The following is an 18,142-nucleotide window of genomic DNA, read 5'->3' on the forward strand; positions in this document are numbered from 1 at the left end:
TACAATCAAAAGTTTATCTGCTGTCTTTTTAATCGTCTTTGCTCTTTAAAAATAAATGATATTATCTTCTCTCTTATTCTATCTTGTATATCGACATATTGAGCGGCTATTTCATATCCATCATCAAAATAGTTACACCTTACCACTTTACATTTTTGGACCAATTCATCAGTTTCATCGCTTAACTTAACATAACAAATTATATCTGCCCCTACGTCTACTTTTTTCTTAACCTTTGCCCTAAATCCACCGCCACTTATATCTTTTATTACACCTTTTTCGAAAGACTCATCATCTTCATGCAGCTTATACTTAAATTCCATTATTTTTTCTAATCTAAAAAATTGTCTTCTTTGCAGTTTCTCTATATCAGTTACCCTTTTTAATTGTATAAACGACAAATTGCCGAAAAATCTATTTATTACTATCCCATCAAAAGTAAATAATCCATCCTTGTTAAAAAAAATCACATTAACTTTTGCGCCAATTCTTATTGGAACAAAGTGTCCATTATGTATCGGTGTTTCCACAAGCAGTGTACCATCCGCAGATACATCGTCAACTTTTGACACATATTTGTTGTTACTTTTGCCAATACTTATTTCGATCTTTTGCCCAGGCTTTATGTTAACCATTATTAATGCCTCCACCATTCAAAAACATTTTTTTAAATATTCCAAGAAGACCTTCTTTCTTTTTATCCGTCTTATAATTTGTAAGGACTTCGGCAATTCTCGCGATATCTTTTGAAGGCTTACTATGCTGATATTTTAGTACAACAGGAATTTGCATTTTTATACATTCGCTTATTTTAGCATCTTCATGTATAAAGCCAAGATCAATTATTGAAGCACCCAAAAAGTTAATAAGTGCATTGTTAAGCCTTTCATAAACAGAAACATATTCGTTCTGGTTAGCGACTTTATTAACTATTAAATACAAATTTTTATCGCTTAAGTCGTTAATTGTCTTAATAAGTATGTAAGCATCCATTATGGCAGTTGGCTCTGGTGTGGTTACGATTATCACATCATCTGACATATCTATAAAACTCTTTACAGTCTTGTTAACTCCAGCTCCAGTATCAACAATAATATAATCAAAATAATTATCTAATATTTTAATATTGTTAAAAAATACATTTAAATCTATATCGTCATTTACAAGATCAAAATTTCCTCCTGTTGAAATGAATTTTACCCCGACAGGTCCATCGTTTATAACGTCAATAATCTTTTTATTTCCATACAGCACATCGTACAATGTGTAATTAGATACGACTCCTAACTCTATCTCTGCATTGGAAAACCCTATATCAGCATCAACTATTAAAACTTTATACCCAATCTTTTTTAGCGCTATAGATAGATTAACTGAAATGCATGTTTTACCAGTTCCCCCTTTTCCACCTGTAACGGTTATGACTCTACATCTTTTTCCATTGTTTTGTTGAAATAGATACCTAAGCCTCTCCGCCTGATCCATGTTAATTCCCCTTTAAAATATTTTGTGCAATCATTTTGCTATCAGCTAAACTAATATCATCAGGTACCATCTGACCATTTGTCACGTATGATACAGATTTTTTTGAGTAGTATATTGAATTTAAAATAACACTATAATTATCTGTTTCATCTAACTTAGTAAAAAGAAGATTGTACTCATTTATAAAGTCGTACGATTTTATAATTTTTTTAATATCACTGTTTTTTGTAGCTGCGCTTAGGCAAAGATAAACTTCGTCATAGGTACCATATTGCAAAAAGGTTTTTAATTCCTGCATTTTCTTAGAATCAGTATGGCTTCTTCCAGCAGTATCAATCAAAACCACATCGTATTTGCTTATTTCACCTTCCAATCGATTTAAATCAAAAATATTGTTAACTACCATTACAGGCACACCTAAAATCTCACCGTAAATCTTTAATTGTTCTGCACCAGCAATTCTAAATATATCCGCAGTTATTAGCAGTACTTTTTTCTTTTCCCTTAAAATTAAATTAGAAGCAATTTTTGCAATCGTCGTCGTTTTACCGACACCTGTAGGTCCAATAAAAACAGCACGTTTTTTCTCGTTCAAGCCGGTTATTTTCTTTGGAGGCCCAATAAAATTTACAATTCTTTTTTGCAATGTCTCTAAATTATCATCCGAAATCTCATTTATGCCATCAGTCAGAATTTTCGACAATTTATCATCAACGCCTCTTGAAACAAGTTCATAGACTAGATCTTTTCTACTTTCATCCTTTATTTCATTATGTTTAAATTCTCTTAAAAGCGACTTGATTTCATACAAATCTTTAATAAACAGATCTCTTTCATCGATTTTATTTTCTTCTACTGCAGCTACAACTTCAACTTTCTTCTTTTTAAATAAACCTCTCAATCCTCTTTCTCTGTAACTGCTCTGTTGCAATATTACCGCATCGCTGCCCATTTCAGCTTTAATCAGTTTTAAAGCATCTTGATAATTATCTGCAATATATCGCTTAACTTTCACTTAGTTTCACCGTCCCTACAGAAAATACCTCTACATTAGGCAAAAGTTCATTGTACGATAAAACGACTATATCTTTCGAAATTTGCTCGATTAATTTACGCAAATAAAATCGTATAATTGGTGCTGTAAGTATAATTGGCTGTTCGCCCTTAATCGTAATCTTTTTTATGATGTTGTGTACAGCCTTCAATATTTTTTGCATTGAATCAGGCGGAAGCGCTAAATACGATCCATGCTCGGTCTGATTTATAGCGTTTTGTATTGACCTTTCAACTTCCGGATCTAATGTTATCACCTGGAGTTTACCGTCTTTTGCATACTTGTTTGTTATAGCTCTTTTTAATGATTGTCTTACATACTCTGTTAAAACATCGGTGTCTTTTGTAGTTGGCGCATAATCAGCTAAAGTTTCCAAAATAGTTACCATATCTCTAATCGAAATTTCCTCTCTTAGCAAGTTACACAAAACCTTCTCAATATCACCTATGCTTAATAATTTCGGCACAATTTCTTCAACCAAAGCTGGATTTGACAGCTTTATATTATCTAAAAGCTCTTTAACCTCCTGCCTTCCTAAAAGTTCATCTGAATGCCTCTTTATGATATTTGTAAGATGTGTAGAAATGACAGATGGAACATCGACTACTGTACATCCCAACATTTCAGCTTTTTGTTTTTCACTATCGTCAATCCATAATGCAGGCAATCCAAAAGCCGGTTCTCTCGTGCTTATACCCTTTATATCGCTGTTTATTTCGCCGACTTGCATACACAAATATTTATTTACATACACATCGCCTTTCCCTACTTCGTTGCCTCTTATTTTGATTATGTACTCGTTTGGTTTAAGCTGAATATTATCTCTCAACCTTACCATAGGCACCACTAAGCCTAAATCCAAAGCAATTTGCCTTCTAATCATCACAATTCTGTCTAATAATTCACTGCTGGCAATTGGAATCAACTCATATCCAAATTCCAGTTCAATTGGGTCCACTTGCAATAAGTCATAAGCTCTTTTAGGATCTCTAATTTCTTCCAATTCTTTCAAGTCGTCTTTTTTAACTTCATCATTTGCTAAATTTTTCTTTCTATTTGAAAATCCCAAATATGTAAATAGCGAACCTATTATAAGCAATGGAATGGCAGGGAGCATAGGAACGAATGCCATCAGCATGAGTAAGATACCAGTCATTTGTAAAACCCTCGGCTCTTTTATAAGCTGCATTATAACATCGTTTCCCATATTGGACTCTGATGCAGTCCTTGTGACTATGATGCCAGTAGCTGTTGATATTAAAAGAGCTGGAATCTGACTTACCAATCCATCACCAACAGTCAAAATCGTATAAGTATTTATGGCTTGATTTATATCCATGCCTTTAATAGTCATCCCAATGATTAATCCAGCAATTATATTTATTATCATGATTATGATTCCAACGATAGCATCTCCCTTTACAAATTTACTTGCACCATCCATTGAGCCAAAAAACTTTGCTTCTTCCTGAATTTTCTTCCTTCTTTCTTTTGCTTCTTTGTCGTTTATTATTCCAGCATTCAAATCTGCATCAATTGACATTTGTTTGCCTGGCATTGCGTCAAGAGTGAATCTTGCGGAAACTTCGGACACTCTTTCAGCGCCCTTTGTTATGACAATGAATTGTACAATTGCAATTATAATAAACACTATAAATCCTACTATGGGATTGTTGCCTATGACAAAGCTTCCAAATGCATGAATCACATTGCCTGCAAATCCAGACGTCAAAATCAATCGGGTAGAAGAAATATTAAGGGATAATCTCATCAAAGTCGTTATAAGCAATATTGATGGAAAAACAGAAAAATCCATAGCATCCTTAACATACATTGTCGTAAGCAGTATTATAATTGACAGTGATATATTTAAAATAAGCAAAAAATCCAATAATATAGATGGAACAGGAATGATTATTATTAAAACAATTCCTACGACAAATATTGCTGCAATTAAATCTGAAAATTTCAATATATCCCTCCTATTCTCCCCTCAAACTATATACATAAGCCAAAACTTCTGCAACTGCTTTATACAATTCAGGTGGTATGCTATCACCGATTTCCGTTGTTTTATACAAAGATTGAGCCAATGGTTTATTCTCAACAATCGCAATCGAATACTTAATTGCTTCTTCTTTTATTTTCTGAGCTATATAATCTTGTCCTTTTGCTACGACAACAGGTGCATCATTAATTTCGCTATCATACATTAAAGCTACTGCAATGTGAGTAGGGTTTGTTATGACGACATCGGCTTTTTTTATGTTTTGCATCATCCTCCTCATGGAAATTTGTCTTTGTTTCTTTCTAATTTCTGATTTTATCTGAGGGTTCCCTTCAGTTTCCTTAAATTCCTCTTTGATGTCTTCTTTACTCATTCTAAGGTTTGATTCATATTCTCTCCACTGATATACGTAATCTATTGCCCCTAAAACTACCAATACTAAGGAGATCCTCAACAATATGCCGGCAAATATGTTCATATTGTATTTAATAAGATCTTGCACAGACATATCTAAAAGCTGTGGTATGCCCTTATACTGACCTATCAAAAATGAATACATTACGTATGCCAATATGCTAATTTTAATGATTGATTTTACAAGTTCTAATAAACTCCTTTTAGAAAACATCCTTTTTAAACCATCAAGAGGATTTAATCTTTCTAATTTAAAATTCAAAGTCTCTAAAGTAAACACAAATCCAACTTGCGCATAAGTTGATATAAGGGCTATTATAAATACCGTTGCAATGGTTGGCAAAATTAGCTTTATAAAAACAGAAAACACCATCTCAAACAGCTTGTATATTCCATTAATCGTAAATACATTATCACTGGCACCACCATAATTTAAAAAAAGAAATTTGATTAAATTCATGATTTCAGCAATGCTATTTTGCACTGTAAAATATATAACAAGAAAACCTGCTATTGTTACAAGTGCCGAAGTAACTTCTCTACTTTGAAATACTTGTCCTTTTTTCCTTGCGTCTTGCCTTCTTTTGGGTGTTGCCGGTTCTGTTTTTTCACCTGCAAAAATTTGTAGCTTCAATTCATGTCATCCTTTGACAATTGATTTAAAAAGTGCAAATATATCTGAGTACATGCCATTAAACAAGACATCAATAACAGCTAAATACATTGGCAACATAATAAACAACGTAAAAATACCAACGAATATTTTTATAGGCATACCTATCATAAATACATTTAATTGCGGTATTGTCCTTGATATTATGCTTAAAGTTATATCTGTAAGCAAAGTTGACACGACAATGGGTGCGCTTATTCTAAATCCTAAGACAAACATATCCGATACAATTTTTGTAATGACTGTATTAATGCTTTCTAAATGTAAAAACGGCGTACCTACAGGTATCATACTATAGCTTTGAAAAAGCAACTGAAAAAGCTTATGATGGCCGTCTATAAGTAAAAACAATAGTAATGTAAGTATATATACAAAATTTCCAATTAAGGGCACCTGCGTTTCTTCACCAGCCGCCAAAACATTGACAATGCTAAAGCCTAATTGGTAATCTATTATTTGTCCAGCTAAATATATAGCGCTAAATGAAATCATAGAAGACAAACCAATCAATAAGCCAATCAGAAACTCATTAAAAACAATTTCAACGTATTGATATAAATTATTTGCATCAATTTTCACATTTACTAATTCAAAAATCATTATTGATGTAAAAAAAGCAAGCCCTATCTTAAACGTGGAAGGCAATGTTTTTGTCCCAAAAAGCGGTGTCAATATAAAGATTCCCAGCATTCTAACAAATACTATTAAAAAGTACTGTACATTGTTTAAAATATAATAACTTAACTCCATATTATCTACCTGATGAAACTATTAATATTTAATATTAATTTTTGAGTGTAATTAATAAGTACCGTAAGCATCCATGGACCAAACAATATAATAGATGCAAATATTGCTAAAATTTTCGGCACAAATGTCAACGTCTGTTCTTGAATTTGAGTTGTGGCCTGAAAAATACTTATTATTAATCCTACAAGCAATGATATAATTAGAAGTGGCGCAGAAACCATCATGGTCACCATTAATGCCTCTCTGCCTATATCAAGTACTAATCCCGGATCCATCTATTAACCCCCTTATCTAAAACCAATTACTAAAGACTTGGCCAAAATATTCCATCCATCCACCAGTATGAAAAGCAAAAGTTTAAATGGCAAGGATATAAGTACAGGTGGCAACATGAACATCCCCATCGACATCAATACACTGGCAACAACCATGTCTATGATTAAGAATGGTATGTATATGATAAATCCAATTTCAAATGCTGTTTTCAACTCACTTATTATGAATGATGGTATGACTACTCGCAAAGGAACATCATTTACACTTTTTACTTTCAACTTTGACAAACTGATAAACAAATTTAAGTCATTTTTCCTGGTCTGCTTAAGCATAAAGCTTTTCAACGGATCTCTTGCTTTAACATAAGCTTCTTGTGGTGTTATTTTTCCTTGCATATATGGCTGAATAGAATCTTTATTTATTTGTGCACCAACTGGTGCCATTATAAAAAACGTCAAAAACAAAGCCAGACCAATCAAAACTTGATTTGGAGGCATTTGCTGCAGACCTAAGGCGTTTCTTAAAAATGATAAAACCACAATTATCCTTGTAAAAGAAGTCATCATTATAAGTATTGATGGCGCTAATGTCAATACAGTCAAAAGAAGAACTATTTGAATGCTTGATGCGACTTCATTAGAAGTCGATGGAGCATTGATCGTTATTAAAGATGAAGCGTTATTTGGAGCTGCATATGCATTTTGTGTCAATAAAATTGGCAATACAAGCACCAACCAACTAAATTTTTTTATCTTTATCATGTTCATTACCACCTAGATTTTTAATTGACAATCTCCTTAAATTGTTTAATGAAATATTTAAGCTTTGCCCAAAGTTAAAACTTTTATCTTTTATTTTTAAGTCTTTTTCATTCAAAGTTTTTATGTAAACAATAGAATTACTTGTAGCACTAAATAGCATGTATTCATTGCATACTTTAATTATATATAAGTTTTTATCCTTGCCTAAAGCCAGATGATCGACAATATCAAAATTTTCTCCTTTGTATATATTAAACGCTTTTTTATTTAAAAACAAAGTTACATAATAAGCTAAAAACACGACTAAAATAAATATCAAGAGAAATGCTACAGCTTCAATAAACAGATTATCGCTGGACATCCAAATTCCTCATTTCAACATTTTCTTGACGGCTTCTATGACTCTATCTGGTTGAAACGGCTTTACTATAAAGTCTTTTGCACCTGCCTGTATTGCCTCTATAACCATTGCTTGCTGTCCCATAGCTGAACACATGACTACTTTTGCATTCGGATCCTTTTTAACTATTTGCCTTACAGCTTGGATGCCATCCATTTCTGGCATTGTAATATCCATAAGCACTAAATCAGGTTTCTCTTGACTGTACTTTTCTACGGCTACAGATCCATCTTCTGCTTCAATTACAGTGCCAAGATTGTTTTTAGTTATTATATCTTTTATCATCATCCTCATAAAAGCTGCATCATCTACAATCATTATTTTGCTCATGACCAAATCCTCCTCGTATTATAATGAATTTATTCTTTTGCTTTGTTTTACTATATCAAGTATTCTGACGCCGAAGTTCTCATCTATTACTACTACTTCGCCTTTCGCAATAAATTTCCCATTAACTAATATATCTACAGGTTCGCCAGCTAATTTGTCAAGCTCAATTATAGAGCCTTCATTAAGTTCTAGTATATCTTTTATTAATTTTCTCGTACGTCCCAGCTCAACAGTAACAGTTAGTGGAATATCCATAATAAGGTTTATATTTTCTTTTTCTGAAACCATCTGTTCATCAGCGTCAAGCTCTTTAAAGACGACTGGCTTCACATCGACCTTTCTACTTTTTGGCTGGCTTATTTGCTCTTCATGTCTAATTTCTTCATTGAAATCATTCTTTATTCCTTCAGTACCAGTATTTATTATATCATCATCATTAACATCTTGAAAAGAACCTTTTGGAGAATTTTCTACATTTTTTGACATCACCTGCTCGACAAGCTTTTTAGCAAATGAAATAGGAATCAATTGCATGATTTCACTGTCAATTATATCTCCAACCACCATCTTAAACGCAACCTTGACTATATCTTCTTCAGGAAATGAGATGTCTCCTGGCAATCCTTTGTTAAAATCCACGATAAAAGCTTTTGGCGGCGAAATATTTATGCTTTCGCCAATGAGTGTAGACAGCGAAGTCGATGCAGAACCAATCATCTGATTCATTGCTTCTCCAATAGCACTCAAATGAAGTTCTGTTATCTCGCCTTCAGTGACATTCCCATCACCACCCATCATTAAATCAGTGATGCGAAGTACATCTTGCTCCTTTAAAATTAAAAGATTGTTGCCTTTAATGCCTTCTGTATACTCCACTTCAACAGCAACGTATGGTATATTGAACTCTTTCTTTAAGCTCTCCCAGTTAACAATGCTGACTTTAGGCGTTGTTATGGTTACTTTGTTTCTGAGAAGCGTAAACAAAGTTGTTGCAGACGTTCCAAAGCTAATATTTCCTATCTCACCTAAAACATCTTGTTCTTCTTCAGTTAGAATTACATCACTTTTGCTATTTTCTACACCAGCCATACCACTTAATAATGCATTAATTTCATCTTGTGATAAAATATCACTCATCCGCATCATCTCCTTCGCTGCAAATCTCAGTTATTTGAACGCAGTATTTCTTGTTTCTAATCCCTGGAACACCTAAAAACTTCGTTTCATCGTTTATCTTTACTTCAATAGGATCTTTATACCGTTTATTTATCTCAATTACATCGCCTTTATCAAAGCTTAACAAATCTCTAACCGTTATCTTTGATGTACCTATGACAACTTTTAAAGGAACATATGTATTAGATATTTTATCTTTAATTATTCCTATATCACACGTCTGCTTTTCTGCATTAGAGAACCATGTCTTTGTAGTAAGCAACGGCAGTATAGGAACAATCGTTATATGTGGCAGGCAAAAATTTATCAGCCCTTCATTATCATTTATTTTTAAAGACATTGTACACAATGCTACAGTTTCATTAGGAGAAATTACTTGCGTAAATTGAGAATTGGTTTCTATTCTCGTTATCTCTGGGTTGAGCTCTGTAACATTGCTCCACGCATCTTTTATCAGTGGCAACAATTGCGTTGTTATTCTCGTTAAAAGTCCCATCTCAATTTCAGTATAATCTCTTTGCACAATTTCAGATGCACCAATACCACCTAATATTTTATCTATTATTGTAAATGTTGTATTATTGTTGTACTCAAGTATTATTGGTCCTTCCAGCGGCTTTGCATCAATAACGGCTATGAATACTGGATTTGTCAATGAATTGCTAAACTCATAATATGTTATCTGTTCCACAGACACTATTGATACTTGAACTAATGTCCTTAAATAACCAGATAAAAACGTCGTAAAACTTCTCGACATATTTTCAAATATCATTTGGAGAGTTCTTAATTGTTCCTTTGAAAATTTATTAGGTCTACGAAAGTCATAAGGTTTAACTTTTGCTTCTTGCTGACTTTCTTCTATCTCTTTTACATCAAATTCTCCTGAATTCATTGCTTTTAATAATTCATCGATTTCGCTTTGTGACAGTATGTCAGCCATAGAACTCTCCTCCCTTATTGAACTATGAAATCATCAAAATAAACGTTCGTTATCTTGTCGGCTCCTAATATTTTATTGATTTGACTCTTTATTTGATTCTGCAGCTTAGCTTGTCCTTCAGAACCTTCTAAATCTTGAGCAGTTTCATTTCTCAAAATTTGAATTATTGCATCCCTTATTTTCGGATTTTGATCGCTTAATTCTTTTAATACATTTTTATCGGTAACCTCTAATTCAATACCAGCCTTGATAAATTTATCGTCTCCCTTTAAGTTTGTAATAAACTCGCTGCCAGGAGAATAGTTATAATAAACAATTTTAGCTGGTTTTGAGTTGTAATTAAAAAAGAAAAATGCACTTCCAAAAGCTATGATAACTACTAATAAAATTATTATTATGATGTTATTTTTCATGACAACACCTCTGCTATATTTAAAAAATGATCTTATGCCTTTCCTAAATGCAAAAATTTAACTAGACATGATTTTGCGTTTATACTCTATGACTTTTCTTATAATATCATCTTTTCTTTCTTTCACGACAACTTTTTTCCCGCTAATCAAACTTATAACGGTGTCCGGCGTCTCCTCAATAAATTCTATCATATCGGCATTGACGACGAATTCATCTCCATTTAGTTTTGTAACGCTTATCACTTATCAATCCCTCTTAACACATTAAAAATAAATCAAACTACCTTTTTAAGTTTACCAAATCTTGCAATATTTCATCAGATGTAGTTATTACCTTTGCATTTGCTTCAAAACCTCTTTGAGTCGTAATCATGTTAGCAAATTCATTTGCAAGATCCACGTTTGACATTTCAAGTGTTCCTGGATTTATGGTACCTCTTGTCCCTGTATTTGCAGCACCTATCATTGGATCACCGGAGTTAACTGTATTTATAAACATTGTATTTCCTACTTTCTCCAATCCCTGCGTGTTTTGGAAATCAGCCAACGCTATTTGCCCGATCACTTGGGTTCTGCCATTTGAATATATACCACTTACAACACCATATTGATCGATATTTATGCTTTCAATCGAACCTGCAGAATTGCCATCTTTACTTAATTCTCTTATATCTGTCGGATTAGAATACATAGTAAGCTTAGAAAGATCTACAGTAATATTTGTTCCATCTCCCAATGTAGCATTTGTATTTGTTATTGGAAGTGATGATACGCCTACTGTAAATATCCCTACAGGAGAAGCTGGTGGAGCCGGCTGCTGTATTACACCACTTGAATCGAATGTAATTGTCCCTATTGTGACAGGTGTGGACAAGTTAGTGCCATCAAAATTTGTTATTGTGGCATTCCAATTTCCAGCATTGTCTTGCTTAGTAAACTGAATTGTTGCAACATGGCTTCCACCTTGTGAATCATAGATTGTAACATTATAGCTAACTGAGCTTCCGACACTTGTACCTGCATCAAGATTGCCACCTAACTGGATCGTTTTAGTAGAAGCTGGTGATGTACTTGACCAATTTTTAATGCTTATGGGCGACAAATTTCCAGTATCTGTGTTTACCGTTTTCCCATCTTGGGATATCCACCCCATTACTTTATATCCATCAGGCGTTACAAGATCCCCATTTGAATCAAATGAGAAATTTCCAGCTCTCGTATATAAATTTGCACCACCATTGTTCACTATAAAAAAGCCATTGCCATCTATAGACAAATCTGTCGGGTTGTCAGTTCTCTGAGAACCACCATTTGTAAACAGCGTATCAATAGATGCTATAGCGACACCTAGCCCGATTTGCTGAGGGTTTGTACCTCCTCCATTGTCTTGCGGCGCAGAAGCACCTTTTATCGTTTGGTTAAATATCTCTTTAAATGTCATTCTGCTGGCTTTAAACCCTACGGTATTTACATTAGCAATGTTGTTGCCTATTACATCCATCTCGGCTTGGTTCGCTTTAAGTCCTGAGACTGCTGAATACATCGACCTTAACATGATCTTTCCTCCTTAAAATTATTTTAATTAGTCGGATACAGAAGTTACAGAATCCAATGACACATCAGTTCCATTGATTTCTAAGTACAAGTTGCTGCCATCAAATTTCACTGAATCAACTTTCCCTGTGACGGTAGAACTGGAACCATTTGAATCCACACTTGCCGTAACCGTCTTCCCTAATAAACTATAAGCTTTAACAGCACTAAAACTTTCATTTAGATTTTGCATTTGCTCTAATGCTGAAAATTGTGCCATTTGAGCTATAAACTCTTTGTCATCCATCGGATTTAAAGGATCTTGGTTCTCCAATTGAGTAACAAGCAACTGCAAAAATTGATCTTTGCCTAATTCGGAATTTGGATTAGTAACTTTAGTTCCATCAGTATATGTATTAATATAACTATTATCATAATTTGTATTTATTGCCATGATATCACCTCCTTCAAACAACAACATCTACATGATCGTTAGATATGCTATTTAATGTTGAATAAGTTTGCGTTTGAAAATCTGCGTCATCGTAATCTTCATAATTAATGCGCATCTTGCTATTGTTAGGACTTTTATATTTTTGACTGCTATCCTCTTGTCCACTGTACTGAGATGCAAATTGCATATTTCTGTCTATCGAAACATTGAAACTATCTATTTTTATGCCCTTTGATTCAAGCTGATTATTTAATATGTTTAAATTTGCCTCAATCTGGTGTTTCACTTTTTCATTATCAGTTAAAATGTTAGCCGTCAAACTACCATCTACAGATTTTATGTTGATTTCTAAATTTCCTAAAAAATCCGGCTTAAGCTGAATTTTTATATTTGACTCTGTTTCTGTTTTAGTTATATTGACGTTTTTAACAATTTGATCGATTATATCATTTATCTGTACGTTATTTTTAGAATCTATATTACCTTCTAAGGCCGTTACTTGTTTGCTTTGAACAGTATTAAAAGCAATCAAATTGTCACTCTTTGCTTCCATCAATTTACTGTCATTTATTTGCTGAGATGTATTATCTAATTTTTTAGACAATGCTTTGTTACTTATTTCTAAATTAGCATCCTTTTGAGTTCCATTTAAATTATCATTTTGACTTTGATTTTCATTTTGTGATAAATTGCCATTTTTAACTTCTACTTTTGTATCGACAACCATTTTAGAATCATATGCATTTGTACTGGATTTTGCATTTCCATTGTCATTAATGGTTGTCAACTGTTTTTGTACATCAACATCACCTGAACTCTGATTTGATTTATTTATTACATCATCTTTAGCTGTATTGTTAACATCCAACATAATAACATCAGATTTCATTTTAGATAAATCAACATTTTTTAACGCTTTTAAAACTTCATTAGCGTCAATGTTTAAGTTATATTTATCATTCAAAGTTTTTGTAATAATTTCTGCCAATTTGCTTAAGTTTATTTTAGCCCCATTTTGACTTGTAATCATATTATTTAACTGATTTAATATGCTTTCTTTCAGAGATTCCAAATTATCTTGATTTGCTGATAAATTTAAATTGAAACTATTATTTATCAAATTTAAAATCATTGCTATCATATCTGATATTTGTTTGTCATCTAAAGGTGCACTTCCATCGACATTTTTTCCGTCGCTTTTGATTGCGCTATTTTTGATATTTTTGATAATGTCTTTGAAATCTGAAACTTTTTTGTTTAGCATTTTACCATTATTTTTTAGCTGTACAGAACTATTTAAGATGTTCATTACCTGCATCACTCTATCATCTCCTCTCTATGGGGAACTGGAAGCATTTGCATAAAGTATCTTCGTTATATCAGCCGCCTTTTTAGGATCCAACTGTTCAAGTATCTTAGATGCGTTATCTTTATTCATATTGCTTAAAATGCCTATTAAAACATTGTTGTCCGTTATTTGATTCAATATGTTAGCAGCATTATCAGGATCCATGCTTTCATAATACGTAGCTAATGTCTTTAAATCCGTTTTTTTTGTGTTTGACTGCGCTTTTAAGCCATTTATCTCATCTTGCTGTTTTTGAAGTTGCGACTGCAAATCTTCAATAGTTTTTTCTTTATCACTTAAAGCGGATTGAACGCTTTGCAATTCTTTTTGCTTTATGCTAAGCTCTTCATTTAATTTTTTTATTTCATCTGCGTAATTAGTCGCAGGTTTGACTTGAATTAAACCTTTTAACACAGGCACATTGCTTAAAATTTTTAATGTATGATTGCTGATTCCACCAATATTAAAATAAAACAACAAACCGACTAATAAAACTACAAATAATACAATAAATACAACTATAAATAGTCGCAATGGTCTTCTTCCGTTTATGGATTCTTCTTTTTCCATCGATTAACCTCCTAAAGTAGACCTGGCTGTTTTGTACGATATCTGTTCATCGATCATCAAATTTTGTTCTATCACCGTTTGATACTTGTACTCTTCATATTTCTTTTCTTTCAGGCTTTCCAAGGCTTCTTTTTCCTTGCTAACTTCCATCAGATTATGCCTCTCTTTTTCGATTTCTTCTTCTATCTCTTTTAGAATGGCTTTTTGCTGATTGTATTTTTCGTAAAGAGTTTCTATGTACAAATTAAATTGTCTTAAATTCATCGCTGAAGTGCCTAACGCCTTATTCTCTTCACTTTCTTTCGTTGTTTTTTCTATTATATTTATAATTTCAATTAATTTATTTTTTTGAACTTCGTATTTTGAAATCAAAATTGCCATTTTTTCCTTTTCCATCTTTTGCCTTTGCTCTTTTATATTTAAAACTGTCTCCAAAGTGTACCTGAATTTTTTCACATTATCACCTGTTCAATATATTTTTTAGCATGTTTATTTCGTCGTCAAAGTCATATTTTTCATCTGTCGATTGCTTTATGTAATTTATCATGTCATCATGAAGTAGTATAGCCTCATCTATTTTAGGATTGCTGCCTCTTGCATAAGCGCCAATATTTATTAAATCTTCAGATTCTTCATAAACAGACAATATGTTTTTAAACCGCAACGATAAATTTTTATGTTCATCAGAGACAATGTCATTCATAACCCTGCTGATGCTTGATAAAACATCTATGGCTGGATATTGACCTTTATTTGCCAGCTTTCGCGATAAAACGATATGCCCATCCAATATACCTCTTACTGCATCTGTTATTGGCTCATTTAAATCGTCGCCATCTACTAAAACTGTGTACAAAGCCGTTATTGAACCATGTTTTGAAGAACCAGCTCTTTCTAATAGCTTTGGAAGAACCGAAAAAACTGACGGAGTATAACCTCTTGAAACAGGTGCTTCGCCTATTGATAATCCAATCTCTCTCTGAGCCATAGCAAACCTTGTTACAGAATCCATCATAAGCAATACATCTAAGCCCTGATCTCTGAAATACTCTGCAATAGACGTAGCCACCATAGCCCCTTTGACTCTCATCAATGCAGGAGTATCAGACGTAGACACTACCAATATAGATCTTTTTAGTCCGTCCTCTCCTAAGTCCTTCTCAATAAATTCATTAACTTCCCTTCCTCTTTCACCTATTAGTGCGATAACGTTAATATCAGATTTCGCATTTCTGGCTATCATTCCAAGTAAAGTGCTTTTCCCAACACCACTGCCTGCAAAGATTCCTATTCTCTGACCTTTACCACAAGTAAGTAAACCATCTATGGCTTTTATGCCTAAAGTCATCACTTCACTTATTCTCTTTCTTTCAATCGGATTCGGAGGTGTATTGTTGGCACTGACTAACTTTTTGCATTTTATTGCACCTTTTCCATCAATCGGATTGCCTAAGGCATCAATAACTCTCCCCAACAATTCTTCTCCTACTCCAATTTTTAATTTTTGCCCTGTAGATACAACGCTATTACCTGGACCTATGCCATCCATATCTCCTAAAGGCATCAAATAGACTTTATCATCTTTAAACCCCATTACTTCTGCATAGACAGTAGCGCCATTTATTGATCTTATTTCACAGACATCTCCAATATTAGATATAGGGCCTACGCTTTCAATTGTTAAGCCAACAACTTGGCTTACCTTGCCATAATACTTGATAAAATTTTTGTCTTGCAATATAGCTTTGCACCTATCAACAAAATTACTATTGCTCATTTAAAACACCTTTTAATGCTTCTCTAATGCTTTCTATTTGGGTTTTTAATCCAGAATCAATCATCCCTGACGGCGTCTGTACAATGCAATCGTACTTGTCGAGGGAAATATCCCTTACAATGTTTACGTCATCAATAAATTTCAAACTTTTCAATAACTTATCCTTGTTTTTGGATAGAAATTCATAATCTTCGTCACTAACTCTAATAGTTACCACATTAGATGCTTCATAGTTTTCTAAACCTTTCTTAACAAGATTAATCACTAAATCTTTATTTTCTTCGATATTAAGATCAATTATTTTCTTTACGCAATAAATTACAGTTGAAACAATATCGCTTTCAATCTCCTTATGAAGATTTCGCTTTTCGTCTGCAATCATTTCTTTAATCTCTCTTGCCTCAGCTAATAATCCGTAAGTTTGGCTTTTACCATCTTCAAGCCCTTTATTCAAGCCATCATCATAGCCTCTTTCATATCCTTCTTTGTACCCATCTCTCTTAGCATTTTCCTTTATCTCTTCAGCTATTTCTTTTGCTTTCTTTATAAGATTTTCTGCCTCATCTTTAGCAGTTTTAATAATTTCATTTTGGATAATACTTATCTTCTCAAGTCGCTTTTTAAATTCCAGATATTTAAAAGACTCATCTATATTAAGTTTATCATCAGTAAGCTCTTTCACTTTTTCCACATGAGGCTTATCAATAATCACAGGAGATGAATTTACACAATCCTCATTTTTAAGTATTCTATACAATTATTTCATCACCTCCACCTCTGGATATGACTATCTCGCCTGCTTCCTCTAACCTTCTTATAATATTGACAACTTTTTGTTGTGCTTCTTCAACATCTTTTAATCTTACAGGACCCATGTATTGAATGTCTTCTTTAATCATATCTGCCAACCTCTTGGACATGTTGCTGTAAATAACTCTTTGCACTTCCTCATTAGAACCCTTAAGCGCAAGGGCAATATCGTGATTGTCTACTTCTCTTAAAACCCTTTGTATAGAGCGGTTATCCAATGTTATAATATCTTCAAATACAAACATGCGTTTCTTTATTTCTTCTACAAGCTCTATATCTTTTGTCTCCAGTGTATCAATGATATTCTTCTCTGTAGATCTATCAACTGCATTTAAAATATCTACAATCGTCTGTATGCCTCCTGTAGACGTGTAATCTTGAGTCACCAAAGAAGATAGTTTCTTTTCCAGTATGCGTTCAACCTCTTTCACAATTTCTGGCGATGTAGCTTCCATTTTTGCAATTCTCATTGCAACATCCGACTGTATCTCTTCAGGCAACGATGACAATATAACACCTGCTTGTTGTGGCTTTAAATACGACAATATCATCGCTATTGTTTGAGGATGTTCATTTTGAATAAAGCTCAATATTTGAGATGGATCTGCCCGCCTTACAAAGTCAAAAGGTCTTACTTTAAGTGTTGACGTAAGCTTGTTTATTATCTCTAAAGCTTGCTGAGAGCCGAGAGCTTTCTCCAAAATCTCTTTTGCATAATCGATGCCACCTTCAATTATGTATTCTTGTGCAATACACATATTATAAAAATCATCCAGTATTTTGTCTTTCTCCTCGGGAGATATATTTCTTATATTAGCTATCTCCAATGTCAATTGCTCTATTTCTTCTTCCTTTAAATGCTTGTAAATTTGTGCTGCTGTCGAAGGTCCTAAAGCTATCAAAAGCATTGCACTCTTTTGTTTGCCTGATAATGTACTTTTCGCCAATGTAGACATCACCATCCATT

Annotated in this window: 22 protein-coding genes; all 22 read right to left on the bottom strand. The window is 33.2% G+C overall.

Going from position 1 to position 18,142, the window contains the following annotated elements:
- Positions 1-5: 5 nt before the first annotated feature.
- Genes BVF91_RS02610 through fliG form a run of 22 tightly spaced genes read right to left on the bottom strand, consistent with a single transcriptional unit; the run spans position 6 to position 18,131 of the window.
- On the bottom strand, positions 6-635 hold the full coding sequence (locus tag BVF91_RS02610; protein ID WP_085111969.1) for a flagellar brake protein: 630 nt from the start codon (positions 633-635) through the stop codon (positions 6-8).
- On the bottom strand, positions 628-1,485 hold the full coding sequence (locus BVF91_RS02615) for a MinD/ParA family ATP-binding protein (RefSeq protein WP_085111970.1): 858 nt from the start codon (positions 1,483-1,485) through the stop codon (positions 628-630). Before BVF91_RS02615 ends, BVF91_RS02610 begins: the two co-directional genes overlap by 8 nt.
- Position 1,486: 1 nt before the next feature.
- Positions 1,487-2,500: a flagellar biosynthesis protein FlhF gene (locus tag BVF91_RS02620; protein WP_085111971.1), complete on the bottom strand. Its 1,014-nt coding sequence runs from the start codon at positions 2,498-2,500 to the stop codon at positions 1,487-1,489.
- Positions 2,490-4,511 carry a flagellar biosynthesis protein FlhA gene (flhA, locus tag BVF91_RS02625; RefSeq protein ID WP_085111972.1) on the bottom strand — a complete coding sequence of 674 codons (2,022 nt, stop codon included), beginning with the start codon at positions 4,509-4,511 and terminating at the stop codon, positions 2,490-2,492. Before flhA ends, BVF91_RS02620 begins: the two co-directional genes overlap by 11 nt.
- 10 nt (positions 4,512-4,521) lie before the next feature.
- Entirely contained in the window at positions 4,522-5,595 is a 1,074-nt protein-coding gene (gene flhB / locus BVF91_RS13105; protein WP_143588961.1) for a flagellar biosynthesis protein FlhB, read from the bottom strand.
- Positions 5,596-5,601: 6 nt separating this feature from the next.
- Positions 5,602-6,384: a flagellar biosynthetic protein FliR gene (fliR, locus tag BVF91_RS13110; RefSeq protein WP_013788089.1), complete on the bottom strand. Its 783-nt coding sequence runs from the start codon at positions 6,382-6,384 to the stop codon at positions 5,602-5,604.
- Positions 6,385-6,389: 5 nt separating this feature from the next.
- The gene (fliQ, locus tag BVF91_RS02635; protein ID WP_013788090.1) at positions 6,390-6,659 is read right to left on the bottom strand and encodes a flagellar biosynthesis protein FliQ; all 270 of its coding nucleotides are present in this window, start codon (positions 6,657-6,659) and stop codon (positions 6,390-6,392) included.
- Positions 6,660-6,671: 12 nt separating this feature from the next.
- Positions 6,672-7,421 carry a flagellar type III secretion system pore protein FliP gene (gene fliP / locus BVF91_RS02640; protein ID WP_085111973.1) on the bottom strand — a complete coding sequence of 250 codons (750 nt, stop codon included), beginning with the start codon at positions 7,419-7,421 and terminating at the stop codon, positions 6,672-6,674.
- Positions 7,399-7,782 carry a flagellar biosynthetic protein FliO gene (locus tag BVF91_RS02645; protein WP_085111974.1) on the bottom strand — a complete coding sequence of 128 codons (384 nt, stop codon included), beginning with the start codon at positions 7,780-7,782 and terminating at the stop codon, positions 7,399-7,401. Before BVF91_RS02645 ends, fliP begins: the two co-directional genes overlap by 23 nt.
- Before the next feature lie 9 nt (positions 7,783-7,791).
- Positions 7,792-8,151, bottom strand: a complete 360-nt coding sequence (locus BVF91_RS02650; RefSeq protein WP_085111975.1) for a response regulator — start codon at positions 8,149-8,151, stop codon at positions 7,792-7,794.
- Between the two features lie 18 nt (positions 8,152-8,169).
- Positions 8,170-9,288 carry a flagellar motor switch phosphatase FliY gene (gene fliY, locus BVF91_RS02655; protein WP_085111976.1) on the bottom strand — a complete coding sequence of 373 codons (1,119 nt, stop codon included), beginning with the start codon at positions 9,286-9,288 and terminating at the stop codon, positions 8,170-8,172.
- Positions 9,281-10,270: a flagellar motor switch protein FliM gene (gene fliM / locus BVF91_RS02660; protein WP_085111977.1), complete on the bottom strand. Its 990-nt coding sequence runs from the start codon at positions 10,268-10,270 to the stop codon at positions 9,281-9,283. The genes fliY and fliM overlap by 8 nt, the downstream gene beginning before the upstream one ends.
- Positions 10,271-10,284: 14 nt before the next feature.
- Entirely contained in the window at positions 10,285-10,683 is a 399-nt protein-coding gene (locus BVF91_RS02665; RefSeq protein WP_013788096.1) for a flagellar basal body-associated FliL family protein, read from the bottom strand.
- Between the two features lie 57 nt (positions 10,684-10,740).
- Positions 10,741-10,926, bottom strand: a complete 186-nt coding sequence (locus tag BVF91_RS02670) for a flagellar FlbD family protein (RefSeq protein ID WP_085111978.1) — start codon at positions 10,924-10,926, stop codon at positions 10,741-10,743.
- A 37-nt stretch (positions 10,927-10,963) separates the two neighbouring features.
- Positions 10,964-12,238 carry a flagellar hook protein FlgE gene (locus tag BVF91_RS02675; protein ID WP_085111979.1) on the bottom strand — a complete coding sequence of 425 codons (1,275 nt, stop codon included), beginning with the start codon at positions 12,236-12,238 and terminating at the stop codon, positions 10,964-10,966.
- Positions 12,239-12,265: 27 nt separating this feature from the next.
- Positions 12,266-12,670: a flagellar hook assembly protein FlgD gene (gene flgD / locus BVF91_RS02680; protein ID WP_085111980.1), complete on the bottom strand. Its 405-nt coding sequence runs from the start codon at positions 12,668-12,670 to the stop codon at positions 12,266-12,268.
- A 13-nt stretch (positions 12,671-12,683) separates the two neighbouring features.
- Positions 12,684-13,988, bottom strand: coding sequence for a flagellar hook-length control protein FliK (locus tag BVF91_RS02685; RefSeq protein ID WP_240495792.1), 1,305 nt, complete (start codon positions 13,986-13,988; stop codon positions 12,684-12,686).
- Between the two features lie 18 nt (positions 13,989-14,006).
- On the bottom strand, positions 14,007-14,588 hold the full coding sequence (locus BVF91_RS02690; RefSeq protein ID WP_085111982.1) for a MotE family protein: 582 nt from the start codon (positions 14,586-14,588) through the stop codon (positions 14,007-14,009).
- Positions 14,589-14,591: 3 nt separating this feature from the next.
- Positions 14,592-15,044 (bottom strand): flagellar export protein FliJ, encoded by a 453-nt coding sequence (gene fliJ / locus BVF91_RS02695; RefSeq protein ID WP_085111983.1) that lies wholly within the window; start codon positions 15,042-15,044, stop codon positions 14,592-14,594.
- Positions 15,045-15,048: 4 nt separating this feature from the next.
- The gene (fliI, locus tag BVF91_RS02700; RefSeq protein ID WP_085111984.1) at positions 15,049-16,365 is read right to left on the bottom strand and encodes a flagellar protein export ATPase FliI; all 1,317 of its coding nucleotides are present in this window, start codon (positions 16,363-16,365) and stop codon (positions 15,049-15,051) included.
- Entirely contained in the window at positions 16,355-17,122 is a 768-nt protein-coding gene (locus tag BVF91_RS02705; protein WP_085111985.1) for a FliH/SctL family protein, read from the bottom strand. The genes fliI and BVF91_RS02705 overlap by 11 nt, the downstream gene beginning before the upstream one ends.
- The gene (fliG, locus tag BVF91_RS02710) at positions 17,115-18,131 is read right to left on the bottom strand and encodes a flagellar motor switch protein FliG (protein WP_464849787.1); all 1,017 of its coding nucleotides are present in this window, start codon (positions 18,129-18,131) and stop codon (positions 17,115-17,117) included. Before fliG ends, BVF91_RS02705 begins: the two co-directional genes overlap by 8 nt.
- Between the last annotated feature and the right edge of the window lie 11 nt (positions 18,132-18,142).

The sequence above is a fragment of the Thermoanaerobacterium sp. PSU-2 genome, from assembly GCF_002102475.1.
Lineage (GTDB): Bacteria > Bacillota > Thermoanaerobacteria > Thermoanaerobacterales > Thermoanaerobacteraceae > Thermoanaerobacterium.

Bases quoted from the DNA above. Each gene is read 5' to 3' on its own strand.
- flgD (WP_085111980.1), bottom strand. From the start codon at position 12,670: ATGGCAATAAATACAAATTATGATAATAGTTATATTAATACATATACT.
- fliY (WP_085111976.1), bottom strand. From the start codon at position 9,288: ATGAGTGATATTTTATCACAAGATGAAATTAATGCATTATTAAGTGGT.
- BVF91_RS02675 (WP_085111979.1), bottom strand. From the start codon at position 12,238: ATGTTAAGGTCGATGTATTCAGCAGTCTCAGGACTTAAAGCGAACCAA.
- fliQ (WP_013788090.1), bottom strand. From the start codon at position 6,659: ATGGATCCGGGATTAGTACTTGATATAGGCAGAGAGGCATTAATGGTG.
- BVF91_RS02645 (WP_085111974.1), bottom strand. From the start codon at position 7,782: ATGTCCAGCGATAATCTGTTTATTGAAGCTGTAGCATTTCTCTTGATA.
- BVF91_RS02690 (WP_085111982.1), bottom strand. From the start codon at position 14,588: ATGGAAAAAGAAGAATCCATAAACGGAAGAAGACCATTGCGACTATTT.
- BVF91_RS02615 (WP_085111970.1), bottom strand. From the start codon at position 1,485: ATGGATCAGGCGGAGAGGCTTAGGTATCTATTTCAACAAAACAATGGA.
- BVF91_RS02650 (WP_085111975.1), bottom strand. From the start codon at position 8,151: ATGAGCAAAATAATGATTGTAGATGATGCAGCTTTTATGAGGATGATG.
- BVF91_RS02665 (WP_013788096.1), bottom strand. From the start codon at position 10,683: ATGAAAAATAACATCATAATAATAATTTTATTAGTAGTTATCATAGCT.
- fliI (WP_085111984.1), bottom strand. From the start codon at position 16,365: ATGAGCAATAGTAATTTTGTTGATAGGTGCAAAGCTATATTGCAAGAC.
- fliG (WP_464849787.1), bottom strand. From the start codon at position 18,131: ATGTCTACATTGGCGAAAAGTACATTATCAGGCAAACAAAAGAGTGCA.
- fliR (WP_013788089.1), bottom strand. From the start codon at position 6,384: ATGGAGTTAAGTTATTATATTTTAAACAATGTACAGTACTTTTTAATA.
- BVF91_RS02610 (WP_085111969.1), bottom strand. From the start codon at position 635: ATGGTTAACATAAAGCCTGGGCAAAAGATCGAAATAAGTATTGGCAAA.
- fliM (WP_085111977.1), bottom strand. From the start codon at position 10,270: ATGGCTGACATACTGTCACAAAGCGAAATCGATGAATTATTAAAAGCA.
- fliP (WP_085111973.1), bottom strand. From the start codon at position 7,421: ATGATAAAGATAAAAAAATTTAGTTGGTTGGTGCTTGTATTGCCAATT.
- BVF91_RS02685 (WP_240495792.1), bottom strand. From the start codon at position 13,988: ATGCAGGTAATGAACATCTTAAATAGTTCTGTACAGCTAAAAAATAAT.